Source organism: Methylobacterium sp. Leaf125, from assembly GCF_001423085.1.
Taxonomy (GTDB): Bacteria; Pseudomonadota; Alphaproteobacteria; order Rhizobiales; family Beijerinckiaceae; genus Methylobacterium.
On the sequence record NZ_LMNU01000049.1, the window covers coordinates 44,400 to 65,968 of the forward strand.

Below are 21,569 nucleotides of genomic sequence, written 5' to 3' on the forward strand. Positions count from 1 at the left end.
GTGCCTGCTCCAGGTCCCCATTATGGGGACTTGGTTAACCATCTGTCAAGACATCACAGCAGCCTCAGGGCATCGGCGTCCTCGGCGGGTATCGGCCGCGCTCGCCGGCGTGGAGACCAGTGCGTGCCGACCAGGAGGTTGGCGAGATACCCAAATGCGCGGGCCTCGTTCGCGCCACGGACAGCGATGACGCGATCGGCCGTCACGATGACGGAGCGGTCCCCGTGCTCCAAAGGAATGTGCTCCGGCACGGCCGACACCAGGCGGCCGTACATCGTGTGCGACCGCAACATGAGGACGATTGCGCAGGGTTCGGGCCCGCCATCTTGCCGGAGTACGATCTCGAACGGCGGGTTCACGCTGGGCCGCCGGACGAGCCACCCCTCTCGGAACGCCCCGACCACCTCGGCGCGCCCGTCCCGAGTGAGGGGCGCGGTCTGCCAGAGTAAGCTCTCCTGCAGGGTCAGTACGTCCGTGAACCGGCGGCTCTCGACGGTGAGGCCGGGGTCCGCCGTGAGCTGAGTTTCCGGGTGTATCGGGAGAAGGAGGGGCCTCATCGGGCGTTCGCGGTAGGGCATCGGATCACTCCTGCGACGGGGTGGCTGCGAGGTCAGGGGGCATGGGTTCGGCAGGCCTCGTGACGTTAGGCACGCGCCACACCGGGGCCGCGCTCGGGACGGCCGCGTGGTACGCCGCCAGCTGCGCGGCGGCCCGGGCCTTGCGGCTGCCCGGGCCGGTAGGCCGCGGCGCCCGGTCCATAGGAGCGAACACCGGCAGGGGCGCCGGCGGAGGTGCGGGCGTCATCCGCCGCAGGATCTCCAGCGCGGCCGCGCCCGCCGACTGGACGCCGCCGTGCGCACGGCAGAACTCGCGGATGGTCTCGGCGGGCATCCCCCGGTGGAGGACCGTCGCCTCGCCGGCGCGGCCGTAGCCGATGCCGTAGGCAGCGAGGCCCTGCGGTAGGGCGGGGTCACCGACGCGCGTTGCGACGATGGGCGCGCCGTCGCCCTCGTAGACGGCGAAGGCGGTGCCGTCCCGCAGCGTCACGATCTCGGAATCGAGGTAGGGCATCAAAATCCGCCCCTCTGGAGCAGCCTGAGCCGGAGCTTCTCGCGGCGCTTCTCCAGGGCATAACGCCTGGACTGCTCGGCCGGTGGGAGGCCACGCACCCGGATAGCCCGGAGAGGCTGGTCTTCGATGACGAAGATCGGATCGCGCGAGAGGAGCCGCCACTGCGGCTCGCCGTCATCGCCGACGACCTGCTCTACCTGCCTGACCTTCATGGCGTGGTGAACCAGGCAGCCGGCGTGCCGCCACCCCTGCGCAGTCTGGTGCGGGGCCTCATGGCCCACCGGCACGAACCTATGCCCGGCCCACACGCGCAGGACGATCCATTCCCGCCCGAGGGTGTCTCCACCGAAGCAGGCTGCGACCTTCGTGCAGACGTGCCCGAGCCACGTTTGATGAGAGGTGCCGTCGCTATCGCTCGTGCCCTGCTCCAGGCCGAGATCGAATGCCTCTGGGTGCAGGATCGGGCGATCGGGACTCAGGACGTCGGGAATGTCAGGCGGCCCAGAGAGGGCGAAGAATGCACGGACGTCGACCATGGGCTGTCTCCTAGAAGGGGATTTCGTCGGGGCCGTACGTCACGGCGGCGCAGTGCGGGTCCTCGCCCCGGGGCATCGCGGCCCGGCAGGCATCGGGCATCGCCTCGCAGTGGCGGGCGTAGAAGAAGTCGCGGTGGTCCTCGTCGAGGCCGACGTGAACGAGGTACCGCTCGCCCGGCTGCACGCCGCGGCCGATGGGGCAGCGCTCGCAGGGGCCCGGCCTGCGGGCGGTGTGCCGCCTCATGACGCCCCGGTCCGCGAACGTCGGCGCGGGATCCGGCCTCCGTCCTCGCCGAGGGCGTGCTGATAGTCCTGCGCGAGGCTCGACCAGCTCGTCATGCCGCCCTCCTCATCGGGATGTACGGCACGCCGCGCGACCGGGCGGCGACGGTGCCGATGCAGCGGTGCCCCGGGCAGTAGGGCGAGCCGAGATCGGTGGGGTGCCCGCAAGCCGGCGCGTCCCGGCGCGGGTCCCCGGCGATCCAGCGGCACATGCCGTCCCTGACATCGAGGATCGCGACCCGCCGGCTCTCCGGCAGGGCGACGTCGGAGGCCTTCGGGCGGGGGGTGAAACGCGGGGCCGGCGGGGGCGGCGGCGCGGCCTTAACCACGACGGCCTTCGGGGCCTTCCGCGGGCCCTCGTGGGGATTACGTGCAAGGCGGGTCCTGCCGGTGCCGGGGCCCAGGAAGCTGCAGCCCTCGCGGCGCATCCTGCCGATGAACGAGGAAGCGGAACGGTGGACGCCGTCGGCGGCGAGGGCGGCCGAGATGACGCCGGCCGACGCGCCGGCGAGCCAAGCGGCTTTGACGCGCTCGACGAGGTCGGGCGACCAGTTGTGGGGATGGAGGGGCATGGGGGGCGGGGCACCGGGGAGGCTCCTTGTGAACGCAGATCAATATGCATTAGCTGCATCTTTATGTCAATATCGCCATTGAAAATGACTATGCTGCGTATTAGTCTGCGTTAGCTATTTTATCCTGTGGACACGCCCATGCCCTGGTTGACTGCTCCCCCGTTGGATTTCGAAGACCTGCCCTGGCGCCTGGTCGGCGAGCGCCAGCGCTACGGGAACGCCCGCCTACTCCACGTCCTCGACGCCATCCCGCAGACGTTCCAGGACGCCTATCGCGGGGCGCGCGCCGAGATGATCGGCGCCGGCTACAGCTGGACGGACAAGGCGAACGCCCGCTCGCCGGACGGCACGCTCCTGCCGTGCTGGTGGACGAGCGAGGCCGAGGTCGACGTGCCCGCGCTCAGGGCCGCCGTCGACGCGGCGTTGGCCAAGGCGGGCGCCCGGCGCGGGGCGGCCGACCGGCGGGCCGAACAGCGGGCCGAGGCCGACGAGGTTCTGACGGCACCGATTCGCCAGCGTTTGCAGGACCTCGTGGCGAAGCGGCTGTGGTCTCTGGGGAAGGAGCTGGCATCCGCGCGTGAGCTGATGACGGCGACGTCCTGGACAGCGTACGGCGGGCGGATTGCCGAGCGGTGGCTGGAGGCCGCTGAGGCCAACAGGGTGCGTGCAGAGGCGCGCCTCGCCCGCCCGGCCATGCCGCACTGGCTCGCCCGCGCCCAGGACCCGGCCGTCCGGGCCGCCGTCCACGAGGGCCTGAAGTACCTGGCCGAGCTCGACGAGGACTGGGCGTCCGAGGAGAACGGGCGCGGCTATTCGCAGGCGACCTCCTGGACCGGGCACGCCTTGGCCGAGCGCGACGGCCTCAGCGAGCTGGAGGCCGCGCACGGCCTCCAGCTGCTGCACGGGCATCGGCGGCAGCTGCCGCCCTACCTCGCCTACCGCGCCCTCGGCATCGCGTCGGCGACGAGCCGGGAGGCCCCGGCTGGTGGGTTGCTGCCCGCGGCGTGAAGCTCCCCCCGTCACCCTCAGATCGAAGGACCTGCCCCGTGCGCATCCTCTACGCCCTGCTCGCCGCCCTCGCCGCCGCCCTGTCGGCCCCCTTCCGGATGTTGGGTTTCGGGGGCCCGCCCAACCCGGCGGCGGTGATGGCCGCGGCGGCGCTCGCCGATCGGGATGGGGACGACGAGGCCCCGATCGACGACGGCCAGTACGTCCTCGGCCTGCTCATCCGCGAGCACGCCCGGCGCCGGGTCGTCGGCACGAAGCCCAGCGACGAGGCGATCCCCGCCCTGCCGCCGCTCATCGCCGCGTGGCTCGACAGGCTGACGCGCGAGCAACTTTTCGCGGCGTGGCGCGCGCCGGCGCGGATCCTGGAGCAGCATGTCCTTGGCGGTCCCGAAGGCCGCATGCGGTGCGAGCTCGGCCTCGTCACGCCCGCGGCGATCGTTGCGCTCCCGATCCAGACGGCGGCGGGCAAGGACGGCGCGGCCGGCAAGGGCGGATCGTCCTCGGGCGGCAACAGGAACAAGCCGGCGGCTGAGGCGGCGGCGCCCGCGCAGGAGATGGACCTCGTCGACAAGCTGGCCTTGGCAGGCCTCACGATGGAGGAGTGCTACGCGAGCGCCCCGGCTGGCCCTCGCCGCTGACGCCTCGGACCCTGCCGACGACCGAGCCCGCCGGATCGCCCCGGCGGGCTTTACTGTGCCCGGATGCGGCCGTCGCGGACGGCCTCGACGAGGCGAGCGAGGTTCGCCTCGGCCCGGTCGGCACGGGCGCGCTCGCCGTCGACGGCGCGCTCCAGGGTGGCGACCTCGGCGCGCGCGGCGGCGGTCTCGGCCTGCGCGGCAGCGAGTAGCCGGCGGACGCGGTGGAGCTCCCGGGCGACGGCCTCGACGGCGCCGAGGTCGGCGAGGTCGCGCTGGCGCTGGAACTCGCGCAGGCCGTCGAAGGCCCCCGCCACGGCGGAGTGCCCGAGGGCGAGGCCCTGCGCGACGCGGAAGGAGCTGTCGACGGTGAAGGAACGGGTCTCGTGGGACATCGGCTTCTCTCCGGGCGGGGCGATCTCACGACTCAATTCGCGCCTGGCCGGGACTCCCCGTCAACCCGAAGTCGAAGGGATCCACACGGCATGGTGAACGATCCGTTTCCGGGGGTGCTGCAGCACGCGTCCTGAGTGATTGCGGATTTCGCTCTTGATGAATCGCCGATGTGGAAAACTGAAACGCCCAAAAATATGCTGAGGAAATGCTGCGCTCAGCACGAGGTGCGCACGAGGGCGTGCCGAGAGGGTGTCGAGGGCGTGACATGTCATGGTGCCTTGCACCTCGTCACGGCATCATCCGCCCATGAGCACTCCCCGCCCCTCATTCTCGGCCGCCCGTGCACGCGAGGCCAACCGCGCCGCCAAGGCTGCCTCCCGCGCCCGGGCAGCGGAGGCGGGCGCGCCGGATCCGGCGACGCTCGACCGCGCGATCGCCGACGGGCTGGCGGTCGTCATTGCAGGCGCTCCCAAGGGGTACCGCCTCGCGAGCCCGATCGACGCGGGTGCGGTCATCCTAGCGGCGGCGGCCGCGCTCAAGGCACGCACAAAGCGGGGCCTAGCAGCCGGGAAGAACCCCGTCATCTACCGCCGGGAGGCCGTCTCAGCGGCCCTGGCGGCCCGTCTCGGGCTGGATCCCTGAAGCCTGAAAGTTCGCAATTTCCGCGTTACACTGGATAGGAGTAACGGGGGGAGGAGATGAGCTGGTCGAAAGCACTCGACTGACGCGTCGCCTCTTCGCGGCACCTTCCTCTACGCTGGAGAAGCTGCCGGTCGGGGCGTGTCCCGATCTAGTGGTCCGAACCTGACGCTTGGTACCCACCTGCGAAGTCGCAACTGGTGGGAAGCGGACCCTGACCCTTCGCCCTGAAGCGGACGTTCCGCCTCCGACCCAACTAGGTCATAGGAGCAATCTAACGGCGGCCTCGAAAGCAGACGTTGCAGCCGGACGCGCGCTGCGAACGCATGCTCTCGGATTCCCGCTTCCCGCGCTCGTGAGGCCGCCCGTTCAATCCACAGTCTGCATCTGGACGACGCCGCCGAGTTCACCGGGCTTGCCCGAGACCACCACGAGGTAGCGCCGGCTCGCGCCGGCATCCGTGCGGGTGATCTGGCGGATCGGGCCGATGGCGTTGACGATGGCCGCGCCGGCCGGGTTGGTCATGAAGGCGGCGAGCGGCTCCAGGCCGGCGGCCCCCTTCGGATCGGCGGCGAGCGCCAGGACGAACGGCGTCTTCGGCGCCAGTCCCGTGACCGCGGCCTGCAGGGTCTGCAGCACGCCCTGGTCGAACAGGGTCACCTGCGTCGCCGGCTTGCCATCGGTGCCTGCGAGCGTCAGCGCGCTGGTCTTGCCGGCTGCGCCCAGCGGCTGGAGGTTCTGCTTTCCGTCCCCCTCCGGCACGGCGTTCGGGACGTAGGCCACGCCCTGCGGCCCCTGGCCGATCGGAACCTCGGCGATCACGGTGTTCGATGCGGTGTCGATCACCGCCGCCTTGTCGGCGTTCTCTAGGCCGACATAGACGCGGCTGCCGTCGCCCGAGGGCCAGAGCCCGTGCGGCAGGGCGCCGGTCGGGATGGTGGCGACCTGGGTGAAGTCGTCGGTGCGGAACACCTTGACCTGGTTCAGGCCGCCGATCGTCACGTAGGCGAACTGGCCGGCCTTGGTCGAGACGATGTTGACGTGGTTGGTGATCGGCCCGGTCTCGATGGTCTTCAGCGGCGCGAAGGGCGGCGTCGCAGAGAACACCTGGGTCCGGCCGACATCCTTGAGGGTCAACCACACCTGCTTGCCGTCCGGTGTCGCGGCGATGTCGGGGCAGAACGGGCTCTCCTGCTTCACGCGCCCGACGATGGTGTGGGTCTTCGTGTCGATCACCACCGTCTCGGGGCTGAAGCTGGAGCAGACATAGCCGTAGGCGCCGTCCGGCGAGAAGATCGTCATGCCGGGCCCGTTCGGCACGGTGATCCGGCGCGTCTCCTTGGCGGTCGCGGCATCGAGTACGGCGATGTAGTCCTCGCCGCGCACGCTCACCCAGGCCTCCCGGCCGTCCGGCGTGAAGAAGGCCTCGTGCGGCGCGCGGCCGACATAGGCCGTGTGGCGGACCGTGTTGGTCGCCGTGTCGATGAAGCTCACGGAGTTCGAACCGATCGAGACCGCGAGCAGCGTCCTGTGGTCGGGCGAGAAGCCCATGCCGTGGACGAGGAGCTGGCCGCGATAGAGCGGGCTCAGGTTCATCGGCGTCGGGTCGCCGAGCCGGATCACGCCGAGCAGGACGTTGGCGGCGGGATCGACCACCGAGACCGTGTTGGAGAACTGGTCCGAGGTGTAGAACCGGTCCCTGCCGCTGACCGGCACGTCCGGTGCGGAGGCTGCGCCCGGGGCCTGCCCGGCGAGAGCCGAGCCGGAGAGCAGCGCGAGCGCGAGGAGGGTGAGGGCGGTCTTCATCGGCAGATCTCCGAAGGCATCTCGGCGGCAGGGGCCGTGCCATGGTGGTGAAGGTGGGCGGCTGCGGCGGACGAATCCGGCGCGGGAGGGAGATCGGCGAGCGCCCGGCGCATCACCGCGATCTCCTGGCCCTGTTCGACGATGATCCCCTGCGCGAGGCGGCGCAGGACCGGATCCTTGCCGTAGAGCAGCTCCGCCTGGGCCATCGCGATCGCGCCCTCGTGGTGCGGGATCATCATCGCGGCGAAGTCGCGGTCCGGATCGCCCGAGGGCGGGACCATCATGTCGGCATGCATCCGCGTCATCGACTGCGCCATCACCGCGTCGAAGGACGCGGAGACGACGGCCGGCGGCTCGGCAGCGGCCAGCGTCGGGGGCATCATCATCCGGCCGCCGACGAGGCCGCCGGCCATCACGGCGGCCGTGAGCGCAAATCCCAATGCTCCGCGCATGAGCCGTCCTCCCTGTTCGTTGTCGAGGGGAGAGATGCCGGGGAAACGGTTTTATTCCCTGGCCGGGGACGAATTCGCGGCCCTGCCGATGTGATCGATCTTTTCCAAATGTCAGTGGAATAGACGCGCCCGTTCGGCATCTCTCCCAATGCGGTCATGGTCGACCGCCGGAGACCTCACTCATGCGCACCATGCTGATCCGCGCCGCCTTTGCGGCCTTCGCCTTCTCCGCCGTCGCCGCCCAGGCCGCTGCGCCTGCGATGACGGCCGAGACTGCCAAGGGGCCGGCGCTCGTCGATGCCAAGAGCATGACCCTCTACACCTTCGACAAGGACATGGGCGGCAAGTCGATGTGCAACGGCCCCTGCGCCGCCAACTGGCCCGCCCTGATGGCGGCGCCCGGCTCGGCTGCTAGTGGCGACTGGACGATGGTGACGCGGGACGACGGCACGATGCAGTGGGCCTATAAGGGCAAGCCGCTCTACACCTTCGCCAAGGATACGAAGCCCGGCGACATCACCGGCGACGGATTCCTCAACGGTGCATGGCACATCGCCAAGCCCTGATCGGTAAAGCCTCGTGGACGAGATCGCTGCCCTCATCGAACCGCAGATCCCAGCGTTGCGGCGCTACGCCGTCGCGCTGTTACGGGACCGCGAAGCGGCGGACGACCTCGTCCAGGACACTTTGGAGCGGGCGTTGTCCGGCTGGTCCGGACGCCGCCGCGACGGCGACCTGCGGGCCTGGCTGTTCACGATCGAGCGCAACCTGTTCCTCGGCACTGTTCGACGCCGGGGCCGGCGCGGCGTCGATCTCGGCGCGGAGGCTTTGGAGCAGGTGCCTGATCCGGGTGCCGACCCCGAGACCGCTATGGGAGCCCGTGACGTGCTCACCGGGCTCGATGCGCTGCCCGAGGAGCAGCGCTCGGTGCTGCTGCTCGTCGCGGTTGAGGATCTGTCTTATGCGGAAGCGGCCCAGGTGCTCGGAGTACCGCTCGGCACGGTGATGTCGCGGTTAAGCCGAGCCCGGGAGCGGATGCGAAGTTTTCTGGAAACGGGCCGAACCGGCTTGTTGAGGAGGGTAAAATGAGCGGGGATCCGCGCCCGGTCGGCGAGGACGACCTGCACGGCCTGATCGACGGTCGTCTGGAACCGGAGCGGCAGGCGCTGGTCGAGGCATGGCTCAGGGGAAATCCCGCGCGGGCGGCCGAGGTCTCGGCGGATCGCGCCTTGCGCGAGCGCTTGCGTGCCCGCCTCGCGCCGATCGCCGAGGAGGCGATCCCGGCGCGGCTCAGGGTCGCCAATATCCGCTCGCGACATCGCCCGATAACCGGGCGCTGGCTTCCGGTCGCGGCTGCGGCCGTGCTCTGCCTCGCGGTCGGCGGTGCCGCCGGCTGGTTCGGCCATGCCGTGCGGCAGGTACCCACGGTCACGCTCGCGCGAACCGAGCCGGCGACCGACGACGCAGTGGCGGCCTTCCGCACCTACGTGGTCGAGGCGGTGCATCCGGTGGAGGTGCGCGCCGACGAGAAGCCGCACCTCGTGACGTGGCTCTCGAAGCGCCTCGGCCGGGCGGTGACCACCCCCGACCTCACGGCCTACGGCTTCCGCCTGATGGGCGGCCGGCTGCTGCCGGCGGGTTCCGAATCCGCCGCGATGCTGATGTACGATGACGATCACGGCACCCGGCTGACGCTCTACAGCCGCGTGGGCGATGCGGATGGCCGCACGGTGTTCCGCTTCGCCCGCGAGGGCGATGTCGCTGCCTTCTCCTGGGTCGATGGCGGCATGTCCTACGTCGTGACGGGTCGCACCGACGAGGCGCGGCTGTTGACCGTCGCGCAGGCGGTTGACGCGCAGGTCCGTGGATTGCCGGTTCCGCCGCGGCAACCATGACCCTCGACCAACTCCGCATCTTCGTGGCCGTGGCGGAGCGGCAGCACGTGACCCGGGCTGCAGAGGCGCTGAACCTCGTCCAGTCGGCAGTCAGCACGGCGATCGCCAACATCGAGGGGCGGCACGCCACCAAGCTGTTTCACCGGGTCGGCCGCGGGATCGAGCTGACCGAGGCGGGACGCGTGTTCCTCGTCGAGGCCCGCGCCGTACTCGCCCGGGCCGAGGCCGCCGAACTGGTGCTCGCCGACCTCAGTGGCATGCGACGCGGGACGCTGGCCCTCTATGCCAGCCAGACCATCGCCAGCGACTGGCTGCCGCGCCACCTCGTCGCCTTCCGCCGGGCCTACCCTGAGATCGCCATCCGGTTGGCGGTGGGCAACACCACCGACGCCGCCGACGCGGTGCGCGCGGGGCAGGCCGAACTCGGCTTTGTCGAGGGGGCGCTGGACGACCCGACGCTCGCGAGCACGACCATCGCGCAGGACCAACTGGTCCTCGTGGTCGCCCCTGGCCATGCCTTCGCCGAGGCGACCCACCTCGAACCCGAAAACCTCGCCGGGGTCGATTGGGTGCTGCGCGAGGCGGGATCGGGAACCCGCTCGGCCTTCGAGGCGGCCCTGGGTGCGGCCGGCCTCGCAGCCGCCCAGCTTCGGGTCACGCTCGAACTGCCCTCTAACGAGGCGGTCCGCGCCGCCGTCGAGGCCGGGGGCGGGGCCGCCGTCCTGTCCGAGACCGTGGTCGCCGCCGCGCTTCGGGCCGGGACCCTGGTCCGGGCGGCGTTCGACTTACCGAGCCGGCCGTTCCGGGTGCTGCGCCACAAGGAGCGCTACCGCAGCCGGGCCGCCGACGCGCTTCTCGACCTGATCGCGACAGCGAATGCCGGATGAGCGAGCTCGCGAAACCCGTGCCCCCCGACGATCCCCGGGTGAGACTCGCCGAGGATCGGACGGTTCTAGCGGCCGAACGCACCTTCGTGGCGTGGCTTCGCACCGGGCTCGCGTTCCTAGGCGTCGGCCTCGCCGCGCAGCGCTTCCTGCGGGAGGTGCTCGCGGTCTGGCCGCTGAAGGTATTGTCGCTGACGCTGATCGGCTGCGCGCTCGCCTCATTCGCCGGCGCCGTGTGGCGGGACCGGGCGATCCGGGCACGGCTCGCCCATTCCGAGATCCCGATGATGCCGCGCCTCCTCACCGTCGGGATTGCGGCCCTGCTCATCGCGATCTCCGGCCTCGCGGCCACCGCCCTGCTCTGGGCGTGAGGGTCAGGCCACCGTCACTCGCACCCGGTGCCAGGCGGCGCTGAGGTAACCCTTGTAGTTCCAGGTGTCGTCGGGGGCGGCCGGCTGGGTCTGGCCGGCGGAATCCCAGGCCCGCACCGCGAGCTCGTGCTCGCCCGCGGTCAGTTCGCGCTCGATCTCCCAGAACGTCCAGGCGTAGGGCGCGTCGGCATCGCGCTTGATCCGGGCTTGCGCCCAGCTGCGGCCGCCATCCGTCGAGACGTCGACGCGGGCGACCGCGCGGTCGCTGGCGATGGCGTAGCCGCGGATCGCGTGCCGGCCGGCCTTCAACGCAGCGCCGCGGGCGGGCTCGCAGATCGCGCTGTTCAACGGCATCGCCTCGATGGTGATGCCGTGGGCCGGGTCGGCGGTCTCGGCCGTCACGTCGGGCGGAAACAGCTTGTAGTCGTCGGCCTGCATCGGGTTGTCGGAGGGCCGGTCCTGCACCGTGATCCGGGCGAGCCATTTCGGGCTGCGGATGCCGGCAAAGCCCGGCACCACCACGCGTAACGGATGGCCGTGCTCGGGGGCGAGAGGCTCGCCGTTCATCGCGAAGGCAAGCAGCGTCTCGGGCGCCAGCGCCTTGGCGAGCGGGATCGAGGCGCCGAAGCGCGTGTCCGTGTCCGCGATCCGGTCGTGGCTCTCGAAGGCGACGTGGCGCTCATCATCCGCTTTGATGCCGGCCGCGCGCAGCACGTCGGCGAGCCGCACGCCGGTCCATTCCGCATTACCGATGGCGCCGGGCGCCCACGGGTCGCCGGAGACCGGGGCCACCGCCAGCATGTCGGCCCGGCGGTTGCCGGCGCATTGCATCACCGCCGTCACGGTGACGGGCGCGAAGCGTTCTTTGAGATCGGCGAGGGAGAGGTCGAGGGGCGTCGCGACCATCCCGTCGACGGTCAGGCGGTAGCCGTCGGCGTCGAGGTCCGGGATGTCGCCGTGGCTGCGGACGTAGAAGTCGGCTTGATCAGTCAGGAAGGCGGCCCGCAGGCGATCGAGCGGCGGCTCGGCGTTGTAGGGCGTCTTTCCGTGGACGATGAGGCGGTCCTTGCGCTGGAACAGGCCGAGCATGGGGTCTTTGTCCTGCGTTCGCGACGTGTCGAGATCGAGAACGCGCCGGGCGCCGAAAGGCACCCGGCGCGCGACGCTTCACGGCTTCATCGTCGAAACCACCGCGTTCTTCGCGCGGTCGACCACGGCCACGCTGAGGTCGCGGTTGAGGACGTACGCGTGGGCGTTGTCACTGGAGAATGCGATCGCCTGGCGCGGCTCGTTCAGCCCGGTCACCGTGGCGACGACCTTGAGCGTGTCGGTGTCGATCACCGAGAGCGAGTTGTCCTTGAGGTTGCCCGAATAGACGAAGCGCCCGTCCGGGGTCAGCGCGGCACCGTAGGGGTCCTTGCCCACCGCGACTTCTGACGTGACCTTGCGGGCGGCGACATCGACCACACTGACGGTGTTGCGGCCGCTGTTGGCGGCAAACAGCGTCTTGCCGTCCTTGGTGATCGAGATGGCGCGCAGCTTGTCGAACCCGGCGATCTCGCTGGTGATCTTGTTGGTGGCGGTGTCGACCAACGTGATCTTGTCGCCGAGGAAGTTCGTCACGAACACGGTCTTGCCGTCCGGCGACAGCTTCACGCCTTGGCGCGGCTGCGCAAAGCCGGGGATCACGGCGACTGCGAGCATGGTCTTGGTGTCGAACACGGTCAGCGTGCTCGCGGCCTCGTTGTTGACGTAGAGCTTTGTCCCGTCGGCCGAGAGCACCGTGCCGAACGCACCGGGGCCCGCGGCAAGAACGCCGGCTTCTTTGCCGGTGCCGGTCTCGTAGACCGTGATCCGGCCCGTGCCGCTGTCGGAGACGTAGAAGCGGGCGCCGTCCGGCGCGAACACGATGTTGCGCGGCGTGACGAAGCCGTCGAGGCGGCGGAGCACCGTGCCCTTGGCGACGTCGTAGACGATGACGGCGCTCTCCTCGCTGTTCGACACCGCGGCGACCGTGCCGGCGGCGTTCAGGGCGAGCGCGTTGTTCTTGATTGCGCCGTCGAAGCCGGCGGCGAATCCAGGTTGGTTCTGGGTGAGGAGCAAGGCAGCTCCGGCGAGGAGGGCGCGGAGGCTGGTACGGACGTGGGTCATGAAGCGTGTCTCTCGGGCATGCGCCCTCGTTCGACGGCCTGGGGCCGGCCGTGCGGGCGAGTTCGAAATCGGATTGCGTCGTGCGGGACCGGTCAGGCCGTGCATCGCCTTAGGGAGATGCCAGCGAGGGCGGTCTATTCCCCGAGGCCGGCGAAAAAAGCACGGCGGCCTCGGGATTCGAGGGTTCAGGGCGTGGGCTTCAACGCCGTGAGGTAATCGACGATGGTCTGCACATCGGCCTGATCGACCGGCGCTTTGTAGACGTGGACCATCTTGTTCACGGTCTCGGTCCACTGCGCCTTCGTGAGCTTGGGCTGGGTCAGCACCATCCCGGCCGAGTGGCAGGCGAGGCAATTGTTATTGACCGCCTCGGCTCCCGGCCCGTCCGGAAAGATCCGGTCGGACGTCGGAAATTCGATCGATTGCGAACTGAAGCGCATCGGCTCGGGAGCAGGCGCCGCGAGCGCCACCAGGGGAGACAGGATGAGCGCGGCGATGAGGGCCGCAGGGCGAATTGTGTTCATGGCTGTTCTCCTCAAGCGGCCTGGAAGGACACGGTCTCGATGCCGTTCTGCATGAAGCCGTTGGCGTTCCAGACTCGGTCCATGCCTTGCGCGACGCCCTTGGTATTGGTGCAGCGGACCCTGACCGTGTGGGTCCCGGCGGCCAGCGCCGGCAGGCTGCCGTCGAAGCGGCGGAAGCTGTAGGGGCCCTCGTCGGCACCGAGTTGCGCCGGGAACCACGTCGCCCCGCCGTCGCCGGAGAACTCGACCGCCTTCACCCCACAATCGCCGCCGAACGCGATGCCGCGGATGGCCACCGGCGTTCCGGCCGCCACCTTGGCGCCGTCGGTCAGGTTGGTGACGAACGAGCGCGGCACCATCCTGTTAATCGGCACTGTCTTGAACCCTGTCTGCCCGGGCTTGATGTTAGCACCCGGCACGTCGGGAATACGGTAGGCGGTCTTCATCCAATATTGTTCGTCGGGCTTGTCCAGCACCTCGATGTCGGACAGCATCTTGACCCAGTAGGTTGAGTACCAGCCCGGCACCACGAGCCGGAGCGGGAAACCGTTGAGCAGCGGGAGCTGCTCGCCGTTCATCGCGTAGGCGATCATCACCTCACCATTGTTGGCGTGGTCGAGATCGAGGGACTTCTTGAAGTCCGGCGCGTCGTCGACCACGGGCTCGTCGAGGCCGTTGAAGCGCACCTGCACGGCACCGGCCTTCACCCCGGCCTTTTCGAGCACGTCCTTGAGGCGCACCCCGGTCCAGCGGGCGTTGCCCATTGAGCCGTTGGCCCATTGCGCGCCGGGCACCCGCGGCTCGAACAGCCCGCGTGAATTGCCCGAGCACTGGTTGACCGCGGCGATCTCGAAGCGCGGCAGGCCGGCGATGGCATCGAGGGAGAGCGAGAGTTCCTTCTCCACATGGCCGTGGACCTTGAGCCGGAAGGTGCCGGCATCGACCTCGGTCGGGATCGAGGCCCAGTGCCAGCGCACGTAGAAGCGGTCGTTGGGGGTGAACACGCCCGCGTCGAACACCGAGAACGGCGTCTCCAGCAGCGGCGGATGGGTGCGCTGGAGGATCATCTCGCCCTTGCCCGGAAAGGCGGTGGTCAGCGCCCGCTCGTCCGGGCCGCCGGGCAGCGGCAGCTTCACCGAGCCCGCGGCCCAGGCCGGCAACGCGGCGCCGAGGCTGCCGAGCCCGAGTCCACCCAGGACGAGGCGGCGGTTCGTCGGTCTGTCCAATCCGTGCATGGTCTCTCCCCTTGAAGAATGTCGGCGTCGATGCGTTCGAGCGCATCGGGCCTCGTGGCGATTCCTCGCGACAAGGGAGATGCTACGGAAAGCGATTTATTCCCTCCAACGGTCTTTCGCGATGCGAACGATCTCCCGGTGCGATGATTCGAGAATTTTCAATCTCCCGCTTAATCCGGATTTCTTCGGGGCATCGCGCCGGATGAAAACCTGGATCGGTGGTGGAGCCGGATCCACACCCGGATCAGACAAGGCCCAGCACGTGGATCAGGCCGAGGCTGACGGCGCCGAGCGCGAGGAGCGAGGCGACTACCGCCAGCGTCACCCGCGCCCCGGCCTTGGCGACGCTGCGCACGTCGACCCCGAGGCCGAGCGCCGCCATCGAGACCACGGTCAGCACGTTGGCGGTCTCCGACATCGGCGCGAGCGCGACCTGCGGGATCAGCCCGGCCGAGCGAAGTCCCGCGAGCGCGAGGAATGCGAGGATGAACCACGGCACCAGGCGGTGGATCGCGAGGCTGGCGCGGGCCGGGCGGTCGCCGGCTGTGACGCCGGGGGCGGCCTCGTCGGTCTTCTCGCCCAGCCGGCTCGCGCCGAGCGAGAGCACCAGGACGACCGGGCCGAGCATCAGCACCCGGACGAGCTTCACCAGGGTTCCGACCTGGACGCTGAGTGCCGCGACCGGCGCGGTGGCGGCGAGAACCTGCGGAACAGCGTAGACGGTGAGGCCGGCGAGCACCCCGTACTGCATCGGCGAGAGACCGAGCAGGGGCACCAGTAGCGGCAGCCCGAGCACCACCAGCACGCCTAGAACCGCGGTGAAGGCGATGGAGGCGGCGACGTCCTCGCCGTCGGCACCAATCACCGGCGCCGTGGCGGCGATGGCCGAGTTGCCGCAGATCGAGTTACCGCAGGCGACGAGGATCGCCATGCGCGGGTGCAGCCCGAGCGCCCGACCGATGCCGTAACTCGACAGGATCGCCACCGTGACGACGCCCGCGATGCCGAAGAGCAGACCCGGACCGGCCGCCAAGATCGTCGCGAGGCTGAGCGAGGCCCCGAGAAGAACAACCGCGATCTCCAGTACGGTCTTGGCCCCGAAGGCGATGCCGGGAAAGAAACGTTGCGACGGGGTCCAGGCCGTGCGGATCGCGCTGCCGAGCAGGATCGCCAGCACCAGGGCTTCGAGCCAGGCGCGACCGAACAGATGCGCCTCGACGGCCTCGAAGCCGACCGCTGCGGCGGTGACCGCCACGCAGAGGCCCAGTCCCGGAAGGATGGCTTTCGTGCCGGCCAAGGCGCCCATCGATCGAGGGTGGGAGAAAAGTCTGGGCATGGACATGGATGGCTCCGATGTGATGCCAGAGAATCCCATGTCCCTTTCATTCACTCCAACGGAATGATCAGATGTTTCCCATCAACGGAATAGATGAAAAGGGGCCCCTTCGCGGCTTGCGGAGATCCATTCTGGGGGGCCGACAAGCGCATTCACCCGTCAATCCAGCGTGCCTTGATCGTCGTGTCCGCGGCAAACTCATAGATCCTGACGGAGCCCGTCGCGAGTTCGAGGTGCTCGACCTCCGCCGGGTTGAGGTCTTCGAGCGCCATCACAAGCGCCCGCAGGCAATTACCGTGGGCGACGACCAGCACGTCCCCGCCCATGACCGCCGGTAGGATGGATCGGAGGTAGCAGGGCACGATGCGCGCGACAGTGTCGCGCAGGCTCTCACCATTCGGCGGCGCATCAGCGTAGGAGCGGCGCCAGGTCTCAATCCGCACCGCCCCCCAGCGCGCATCGGCGGTGGTCTTGTCGAGCCCGCTGAGGTCGCCGTAGTCTCGCTCGTCGAGCGCGGCGAAGCGTTGGGGGATTAATCCGGGTTGCCCGAGCGCATCGAGGATAAGCCGGCCGCTCACGACGGCCCGCGTCAGCGTCGAGGTGAAGGCAACAGAAAAGCGCCAGCGGCGCTCGGCCAAACGCCGGCCGGCTGCCTCGGCTTCCATCCGGCCCTGCTCGGTCAAGGGCGAGTCCAGCAATCCCGTGAACAGGCCGGATCGGTTGGCTACGCTCTGGCCATGCCGGACCAGCACGAGACGTCGCGTGACCGGGGCTTTGCAATCGTGAATCACGCTGTCTCCCGAGGCAGAGCACTTTCGCGCCGGTGGCATCGCCTCTGATGAAGTCGGCATCCGGCTTTAACAAAATTCGACCCTGAGATGAGTTGGACCGACCGTCCGGAGACGGTGATTCATCCTTGGTCCGCTTTAGAACGTCTTGCGACTGAAAGCAGCCAAGCTGCTTGCCACCCTTCTCGGACGTTCACGGATGAGTACCAAGCGTCAGGTTCCGACCACTAGTACGACTGTGTCACGAAGCCCATAACAGACTGCAGAACCTGCGTTTTTCTCTCGCTGCCGCGCCGAGAAAGAGTGAGCAATATCAGGAACATAGAAAATTTTGTGACACAGCAGTACTAGGTGCCCGGCCCTCAACTCGGTCTAGCCGTGGGAATCCTTTATCCCCTCGCGGTAGCTGAGGCGGCACGGCTTGGCCGAGGGAACGACCTTCTTCACCCGCTCGCAGAAGGCGTCCATCGTGCCGGCATGAGCGACGGCGAGTTGCTGGGCCGCGTCGTCGCGGGTCCGGTCGGCCATCGCCGCGCCCCGGGACGCGTCGTAGCTCTTGATGATGCGGTCGTTGCGGATGCCGAGGAGGCGGCGGGTGGCTGAGATGACCTGGGCGGCTTGGGCGCGGGCGACCTGATCGACGAAGTGTGGGTAGCGTGACGCTCTAAAAGAAGCCCTTTGACGCTCTAACGCCGCGCAGGAAGATGGACATGCGCTTGAGCCACGTGAACTTCTTCAACAAAGTGGACAAGGCCTATAGGCGGCGACCCGAGGACTAACGGGGCGGAGCCCGCGACGACGTCGGCGCCCCTTACAGATCCGTGGCCTGCTGCTAAGCTCGAACCCATGCGGGGGAATGGGTCTCGATGGCGGCGACGGGTTCGGTCTTCGAGATCATCCTACAATGGTCGAGGAATAAGCCTGACTGGCAGCGGGACGCTCTGCGTCGCATCGTGGCAAAGCGCACCCTCGACGCCGACGATCACCGCGAGCTTGCGCTACTCTGTAAGAGGGGATGCGGCTTCCCAGGGATCGAGGTGACCCCGTCGCCCTTTGGCGTCGAGCATGTTCCGTCCATGGCCACCACTAGCGAGAAGGTGGCGCTAACCTCGATCAGGGACGTCATGGGTGTCAATCGGCTGGCTCCCGGCCAGGAACTCCAGTTTCAACCCGATGGGATCACGATCGTCTACGGCGACAACGGGGTGGGGAAATCCGGGTACGCCCGCATCCTGAAGCGGGCGTGCCGCGCGCGTTCCCCCGGCGAGATCCTGCCGAACGCCTTCGGCGGCGGTGCCGATGCGGGATCCGCCACGATCGGATGCGTCGTATCGGGCGATCCGATCGCGCCGCTGGCCTGGACCGACGCGGGCTCTCCCCACGCCCTCCTTTCCAGCGTCAGCGTCTTCGACCGCGAATGCGGAATGGTCCATGTGCGCGAGAGGAACGAGGTCGCGTTCCGTCCGTTCGGGCTCGACATCCCCGATGAGCTCGCCGGCGTCTGCCAAGCGATCCGCACGGCGCTGACGGCGGAACAGGGGGCGCTTGAGCAGGCGCGGGATTCGGCGTTCACGGAACCCGCGTTCGGGTCTGGGACCCGGGTCGGGCGGCTTCTCGGCGCGCTCGCTCCGGGTACCGACCTCGGACCCCTGGAGAAGCTGTCGAACCTGTCAGCGGAGGAGCGCGCAAGGCTTCGCCGGCTTGAGGAGGACCTGGCCCGCGACCCGGTCCGGGCCTCGGGGGAGCAGCGCGAGCTGGCCCGGGCCGTACGCCGCCTCTCCGAGGAGCTTGATAGGGTCTTCGGGGCGGTGTCGGATGCGGAGCTCACGCAGCTTGCGGCGCTCGCCGGGACCGCCCGCTCCAAACGCTCCGCCGCCTCGCTCGCGGCCGAACGCGCCTTCGGCGGAAGCGCCCTGAAGGGGGTCGGGGAGGCGACCTGGCGAGCCCTATGGGACGCGGCGCGGCATTACTCGGAGCATGTCGCCTACGAGGGGCACGACTTCCCGCGGACGGACGCGGAAGCGGTCTGCGTGCTCTGCCACCAGCCGATCTCCGAAGGGACCGGGGATCTGAAGCTGACCTTTGAGGAGTTCGTGAAGGCCGACAGCGAGCGCGAGGCGCGGAAGGCCGAGGTGGCCTACGAGGAGGCCCTGGGGAAGCTGTCGGGTCTGTCGCTGCGGATGTCCGGGTTTCCGCTGCGCCGCCAGCTGTCGGTGACCCATCCGGATGTCGCCGCCGCGATCCTGCGCGGGCTGGCGACCGTCCGGCTTCGGCGATGGATCTGCACGCGGGCACTCGCCGACCGCGGCGCGGGTCCAATGCCCGTGGTTGCGGCCGGCATCATCGGCACGCTAACGACTCTTGCGGATGATACGCAGGCCTATGCCAAGGAGCTTCTGACGGCGGTCGATCCCGCCGGTCGGGTACGGCTGGTTGCGGAACGGGACGAGTTGCGTGACCGCGCACTCTTGGAGGCACTGCTGCCGAAGGCGAGGATCGAGGTGGCACGGCTGAGCGAGCTGGCGGGTTTGAAGGACTGCCTGTCCGAGATGGCGACGAATGCCATCACGACGCTCGGCAACACGATCGCCGACAAGGTCATCACGCCGAAGGTCCGCGATCGCTTTCAGGAAGAGATCCAGAAGCTGGCCGCCCACAGGGTGAGGGTCGACATCGTCCGTTCGGGCGGCAGGTACGGCTCCCCGCAGTACCAGGTCCGGCTGTTCGCCAACGAGAGGGCGAAGGTCGGCGAGATCCTGAGCGAGGGCGAGCAGACCTGCGTGGCCCTGGCCGCCTTCCTGACCGAGCTCGCTACCGCGGCTCATGGATCGACGCTGGTCTTCGACGATCCGGTCTCCTCGCTGGACCATCGGTGGCGGCGCAAGGTCGCCGAGCGGCTGGTCGAGGAAGGGGGCGTCCGGCAGATTATCGTCTTCACGCATGACCTCGTCTTCCTGAACGACCTGCATGCGCTGTCAATCGACGGCAGGATCCCGGTCTCCCTGATCTCGCTCACCCACACCTCTGTCGGCGCGGGCGTCGTGAACCAGGGACTGCCCTGGATCGGGGCTAAGGTCCGGGAGCGCCTCGACGCTCTTGAGAAGGACGCGCGGGCGGCCAAGGTCCTCTACGACGACAATCGGGATGATGAGTACGGGGCTGCGGCCTCCCACTTCTTCAGCAGGTTACGAAGTACGTGGGAACGGGCCCTTGAGGAGGTGGCCTTCAACTGTGTCATCCAAAGGCACCGCGACTACATCAGCACCAAGGACCTGAGAAAGGTGGCGAGCCTGACCGTTGCCAACGTCGAGGATTTCGCCGCCGGCTTCAAACGGTGCTGCGATCAGACGGAAGCCCACGATCCATCTCCCGGGCGGAACGCTGCTCCCCTGCGCCCAGACGAACTGCTCAAGGCCGTCGGGGACCTGAGGGCCTGGGTGGACCAGCTTCGTGAGCAGCAAAAGGGCGTTTGACGGCCTTCTGTCATCGTCGCCTGCCGCAGTAGGTGCCGCGGCCACCTGGTTGAGAGCGACGGCGCCCTCCGCCGCGGCAGCCTGGCCCTGCTCGCCCCCAACACCATGCAAGGCCCCTTTCTAATGATCGCCGAGCGGATCCCCGACGCGCTGACCACCTCGACCTTCGAGCGGGATGCCGACCGGAACATCGCAGGCTGCGACGAGCCCTGATGCGCCTTAACGGTTTTCACCTATCAATCGGATTTGGAGGTGCGGGCCCCGGCCTACCGCCGATAGGCATCGTGCCAGGAGTGGTCATCCCACCATCGACGAGAAGGGTGTCGCCGACGATGTAGTCGGACAGGTCGCAGGCCAGGAGCGCGATGGCCGCGGCGATGTCCTCGACCCGTCCGATGCGACCATACGGGATCTGCGACACCGCACTGCGGAGATTTTTACCCTGCATCTCGCCCGCGTTAATGCCGGTCCTCACGGCGCCGGGTCGATGGCGTTCACGCGCACCCCGCGCGGGGCGAATTCCTGGGCGAGGGTGCACATCAGCGTCGTCGTGCCGCCCTTCGAGGCCGCGCAATTAACGTGATCGCCCCACGGGATGCAGTCGTGTGACCTGAAGGCTCCCGACGCGATGGGAACCAGCGTCGTCGGCTGACTTCCCGGCTATTAAGCCAGCCCCGGCTTCTGTTCACTTCCGGCCGTTTGTAGTTTGCACTGATCAGTCTAAAAGGCAATTTTTCAAATATCAAAAATCGCCTTTTCATCGTCTATCGAAGGTAATCGGGGGCTCCTAAGCAGTCTCAATCTTTCATGTCTTACATATGCTGCCCTTTCAATTTGTCCTCTGAGTGAACTTCGCATGATTTCACCGGGGACAGTTTCGAGAATATCTGAAATTGTTTGATCTTTTATTGGTAAGAACAAACTCTTTTTCAGAACGCTTTTATTGAGAGGTTCTTTCCCCCAATATGTTTTTAAATCACGAATGACAGGCTGGATTTGATCAAGCACGGCAGCCCCATGTAATCGCGTGAATTCTAAGTGATCCATATCTTGATCATCATCGTGCATCCGATTTATATCTCTCAAGCAACATGCAGGAAATCCGTTTACATATAGATTTGACTCTGGTCTTGACAGACTAAATCTGAGATCAGTTGATATTTCTTGACAGTCAACTATTCCGAATGCGACGGCCTTAACGAGTAGGTCAACATCTTCAGTAAGTCGCTTGGGTCCAATTTTTATGAAAGGTAGCTTCTGTTCTCGCTGATACATACAGGCTTGTACGAAGCCGACAGCATCCAAATCAAAATTATGCGCAGTGAAGATTGCGCGAATTCTGAGTTCGATGTCGGACGGCGCAAGCTGATTTATATCAGCAAATATTCGAGGTTTTTCTATTTCCTCGTGAAATATTTTGTAGAATTCCGTGCCTCCGATACCTATCATGCCATTATTATCTCTCGTTGAGAGGTTCACGTAGAGAATGCGTGATAATTAGTTCGTGATTGATAT

26 protein-coding genes are annotated in these 21,569 nt (G+C 67.8%); 9 read left to right on the plus strand and 17 right to left on the minus strand.

The window, feature by feature from the left end:
* Nucleotides 1-53: 53 nt before the first annotated feature.
* The 5 genes from ASF58_RS24085 to ASF58_RS24105 all read right to left on the minus strand — a co-directional run bounded on the left by ASF58_RS24085 (nucleotide 54) and on the right by ASF58_RS24105 (nucleotide 2,461).
* Nucleotides 54-578 carry a hypothetical protein gene (locus tag ASF58_RS24085; RefSeq protein ID WP_055958888.1) on the minus strand — a complete coding sequence of 175 codons (525 nt, stop codon included), beginning with the start codon at nucleotides 576-578 and terminating at the stop codon, nucleotides 54-56.
* Between the two features lie 4 nt (nucleotides 579-582).
* Nucleotides 583-1,071, minus strand: coding sequence for a hypothetical protein (locus ASF58_RS24090; RefSeq protein ID WP_055958892.1), 489 nt, complete (start codon nucleotides 1,069-1,071; stop codon nucleotides 583-585).
* A complete protein-coding gene (locus ASF58_RS24095) occupies nucleotides 1,071-1,607 on the minus strand; it encodes a hypothetical protein (RefSeq protein WP_055958895.1) in 537 nt (178 codons plus the stop codon). Before ASF58_RS24095 ends, ASF58_RS24090 begins: the two co-directional genes overlap by 1 nt.
* Before the next feature lie 10 nt (nucleotides 1,608-1,617).
* Nucleotides 1,618-1,851, minus strand: a complete 234-nt coding sequence (locus ASF58_RS24100) for a hypothetical protein (protein WP_243214750.1) — start codon at nucleotides 1,849-1,851, stop codon at nucleotides 1,618-1,620.
* Between the two features lie 91 nt (nucleotides 1,852-1,942).
* Nucleotides 1,943-2,461, minus strand: coding sequence for a GcrA family cell cycle regulator (locus tag ASF58_RS24105; protein ID WP_055958898.1), 519 nt, complete (start codon nucleotides 2,459-2,461; stop codon nucleotides 1,943-1,945).
* A gap of 138 nt (nucleotides 2,462-2,599) precedes the next feature.
* Here ASF58_RS24105 and ASF58_RS24110 point away from each other — a divergent pair, with 138 nt between their 5' ends.
* Complete coding sequence (locus tag ASF58_RS24110; RefSeq protein WP_055958901.1) at nucleotides 2,600-3,469, plus strand: hypothetical protein; 870 nt, start codon at nucleotides 2,600-2,602, stop codon at nucleotides 3,467-3,469.
* A gap of 38 nt (nucleotides 3,470-3,507) precedes the next feature.
* Nucleotides 3,508-4,107 carry a hypothetical protein gene (locus tag ASF58_RS24115; protein WP_055958904.1) on the plus strand — a complete coding sequence of 200 codons (600 nt, stop codon included), beginning with the start codon at nucleotides 3,508-3,510 and terminating at the stop codon, nucleotides 4,105-4,107.
* Between the two features lie 50 nt (nucleotides 4,108-4,157).
* Here ASF58_RS24115 and ASF58_RS24120 read toward each other — a convergent pair whose 3' ends face one another.
* Complete coding sequence (locus ASF58_RS24120) at nucleotides 4,158-4,499, minus strand: hypothetical protein (RefSeq protein WP_055958907.1); 342 nt, start codon at nucleotides 4,497-4,499, stop codon at nucleotides 4,158-4,160.
* A 307-nt stretch (nucleotides 4,500-4,806) separates the two neighbouring features.
* Between ASF58_RS24120 and ASF58_RS24125 the strand changes: the two genes are divergently transcribed.
* Nucleotides 4,807-5,142 (plus strand): hypothetical protein, encoded by a 336-nt coding sequence (locus ASF58_RS24125; protein ID WP_055958910.1) that lies wholly within the window; start codon nucleotides 4,807-4,809, stop codon nucleotides 5,140-5,142.
* A gap of 366 nt (nucleotides 5,143-5,508) precedes the next feature.
* Here ASF58_RS24125 and ASF58_RS24130 read toward each other — a convergent pair whose 3' ends face one another.
* Nucleotides 5,509-6,945, minus strand: coding sequence for a YncE family protein (locus ASF58_RS24130; RefSeq protein WP_055958914.1), 1,437 nt, complete (start codon nucleotides 6,943-6,945; stop codon nucleotides 5,509-5,511).
* The gene (locus tag ASF58_RS24135) at nucleotides 6,942-7,397 is read right to left on the minus strand and encodes a DUF305 domain-containing protein (RefSeq protein ID WP_055958917.1); all 456 of its coding nucleotides are present in this window, start codon (nucleotides 7,395-7,397) and stop codon (nucleotides 6,942-6,944) included. The genes ASF58_RS24130 and ASF58_RS24135 overlap by 4 nt, the downstream gene beginning before the upstream one ends.
* A 182-nt stretch (nucleotides 7,398-7,579) precedes the next feature.
* Here ASF58_RS24135 and ASF58_RS24140 point away from each other — a divergent pair, with 182 nt between their 5' ends.
* From ASF58_RS24140 to ASF58_RS24160, 5 genes are read left to right on the plus strand one after another with little or no spacing between them, the layout of a single operon-like run.
* Nucleotides 7,580-7,963, plus strand: a complete 384-nt coding sequence (locus ASF58_RS24140) for a hypothetical protein (protein WP_055958920.1) — start codon at nucleotides 7,580-7,582, stop codon at nucleotides 7,961-7,963.
* A 13-nt stretch (nucleotides 7,964-7,976) separates the two neighbouring features.
* Nucleotides 7,977-8,486, plus strand: a complete 510-nt coding sequence (locus ASF58_RS24145; protein ID WP_055958922.1) for an RNA polymerase sigma factor — start codon at nucleotides 7,977-7,979, stop codon at nucleotides 8,484-8,486.
* Complete coding sequence (locus ASF58_RS24150; RefSeq protein ID WP_055958925.1) at nucleotides 8,483-9,292, plus strand: anti-sigma factor; 810 nt, start codon at nucleotides 8,483-8,485, stop codon at nucleotides 9,290-9,292. The genes ASF58_RS24145 and ASF58_RS24150 overlap by 4 nt, the downstream gene beginning before the upstream one ends.
* Nucleotides 9,289-10,179 (plus strand): LysR family transcriptional regulator, encoded by an 891-nt coding sequence (locus ASF58_RS24155; protein WP_055958927.1) that lies wholly within the window; start codon nucleotides 9,289-9,291, stop codon nucleotides 10,177-10,179. Before ASF58_RS24150 ends, ASF58_RS24155 begins: the two co-directional genes overlap by 4 nt.
* Nucleotides 10,176-10,547 (plus strand): DUF202 domain-containing protein, encoded by a 372-nt coding sequence (locus ASF58_RS24160; protein ID WP_055958930.1) that lies wholly within the window; start codon nucleotides 10,176-10,178, stop codon nucleotides 10,545-10,547. Before ASF58_RS24155 ends, ASF58_RS24160 begins: the two co-directional genes overlap by 4 nt.
* Before the next feature lie 3 nt (nucleotides 10,548-10,550).
* Here ASF58_RS24160 and ASF58_RS24165 read toward each other — a convergent pair whose 3' ends face one another.
* From ASF58_RS24165 to ASF58_RS26430, 7 genes are all read right to left on the minus strand, one after another.
* Nucleotides 10,551-11,636 (minus strand): molybdopterin-dependent oxidoreductase, encoded by a 1,086-nt coding sequence (locus ASF58_RS24165; protein WP_055958933.1) that lies wholly within the window; start codon nucleotides 11,634-11,636, stop codon nucleotides 10,551-10,553.
* A gap of 78 nt (nucleotides 11,637-11,714) precedes the next feature.
* A complete protein-coding gene (locus ASF58_RS24170; protein WP_055958936.1) occupies nucleotides 11,715-12,698 on the minus strand; it encodes a beta-propeller fold lactonase family protein in 984 nt (327 codons plus the stop codon).
* Nucleotides 12,699-12,883: 185 nt separating this feature from the next.
* Nucleotides 12,884-13,222, minus strand: coding sequence for a cytochrome c (locus tag ASF58_RS24175; RefSeq protein WP_055958939.1), 339 nt, complete (start codon nucleotides 13,220-13,222; stop codon nucleotides 12,884-12,886).
* 11 nt (nucleotides 13,223-13,233) lie between these two features.
* Nucleotides 13,234-14,457: a molybdopterin-dependent oxidoreductase gene (locus ASF58_RS24180; RefSeq protein WP_055958942.1), complete on the minus strand. Its 1,224-nt coding sequence runs from the start codon at nucleotides 14,455-14,457 to the stop codon at nucleotides 13,234-13,236.
* A 244-nt stretch (nucleotides 14,458-14,701) separates the two neighbouring features.
* Entirely contained in the window at nucleotides 14,702-15,763 is a 1,062-nt protein-coding gene (locus tag ASF58_RS24185) for a putative sulfate exporter family transporter (RefSeq protein WP_055958946.1), read from the minus strand.
* A 182-nt stretch (nucleotides 15,764-15,945) separates the two neighbouring features.
* On the minus strand, nucleotides 15,946-16,584 hold the full coding sequence (locus ASF58_RS24190; protein ID WP_055958948.1) for a 2,3-bisphosphoglycerate-dependent phosphoglycerate mutase: 639 nt from the start codon (nucleotides 16,582-16,584) through the stop codon (nucleotides 15,946-15,948).
* A 369-nt stretch (nucleotides 16,585-16,953) separates the two neighbouring features.
* Nucleotides 16,954-17,109 (minus strand): hypothetical protein, encoded by a 156-nt coding sequence (locus ASF58_RS26430; protein ID WP_156375892.1) that lies wholly within the window; start codon nucleotides 17,107-17,109, stop codon nucleotides 16,954-16,956.
* Nucleotides 17,110-17,447: 338 nt separating this feature from the next.
* Between ASF58_RS26430 and ASF58_RS24195 the strand changes: the two genes are divergently transcribed.
* Nucleotides 17,448-20,054 carry an AAA family ATPase gene (locus ASF58_RS24195; RefSeq protein WP_055958950.1) on the plus strand — a complete coding sequence of 869 codons (2,607 nt, stop codon included), beginning with the start codon at nucleotides 17,448-17,450 and terminating at the stop codon, nucleotides 20,052-20,054.
* A 229-nt stretch (nucleotides 20,055-20,283) separates the two neighbouring features.
* Here the strand turns inward: ASF58_RS24195 and ASF58_RS24200 are convergent, their stop codons facing one another.
* Together ASF58_RS24200 and ASF58_RS26435 are read right to left on the minus strand one after the other, a co-directional pair.
* Nucleotides 20,284-20,529, minus strand: a complete 246-nt coding sequence (locus tag ASF58_RS24200; RefSeq protein ID WP_055958954.1) for an SDR family oxidoreductase — start codon at nucleotides 20,527-20,529, stop codon at nucleotides 20,284-20,286.
* 260 nt (nucleotides 20,530-20,789) lie between these two features.
* A complete protein-coding gene (locus ASF58_RS26435; RefSeq protein WP_146180524.1) occupies nucleotides 20,790-21,533 on the minus strand; it encodes a hypothetical protein in 744 nt (247 codons plus the stop codon).
* Between the last annotated feature and the right edge of the window lie 36 nt (nucleotides 21,534-21,569).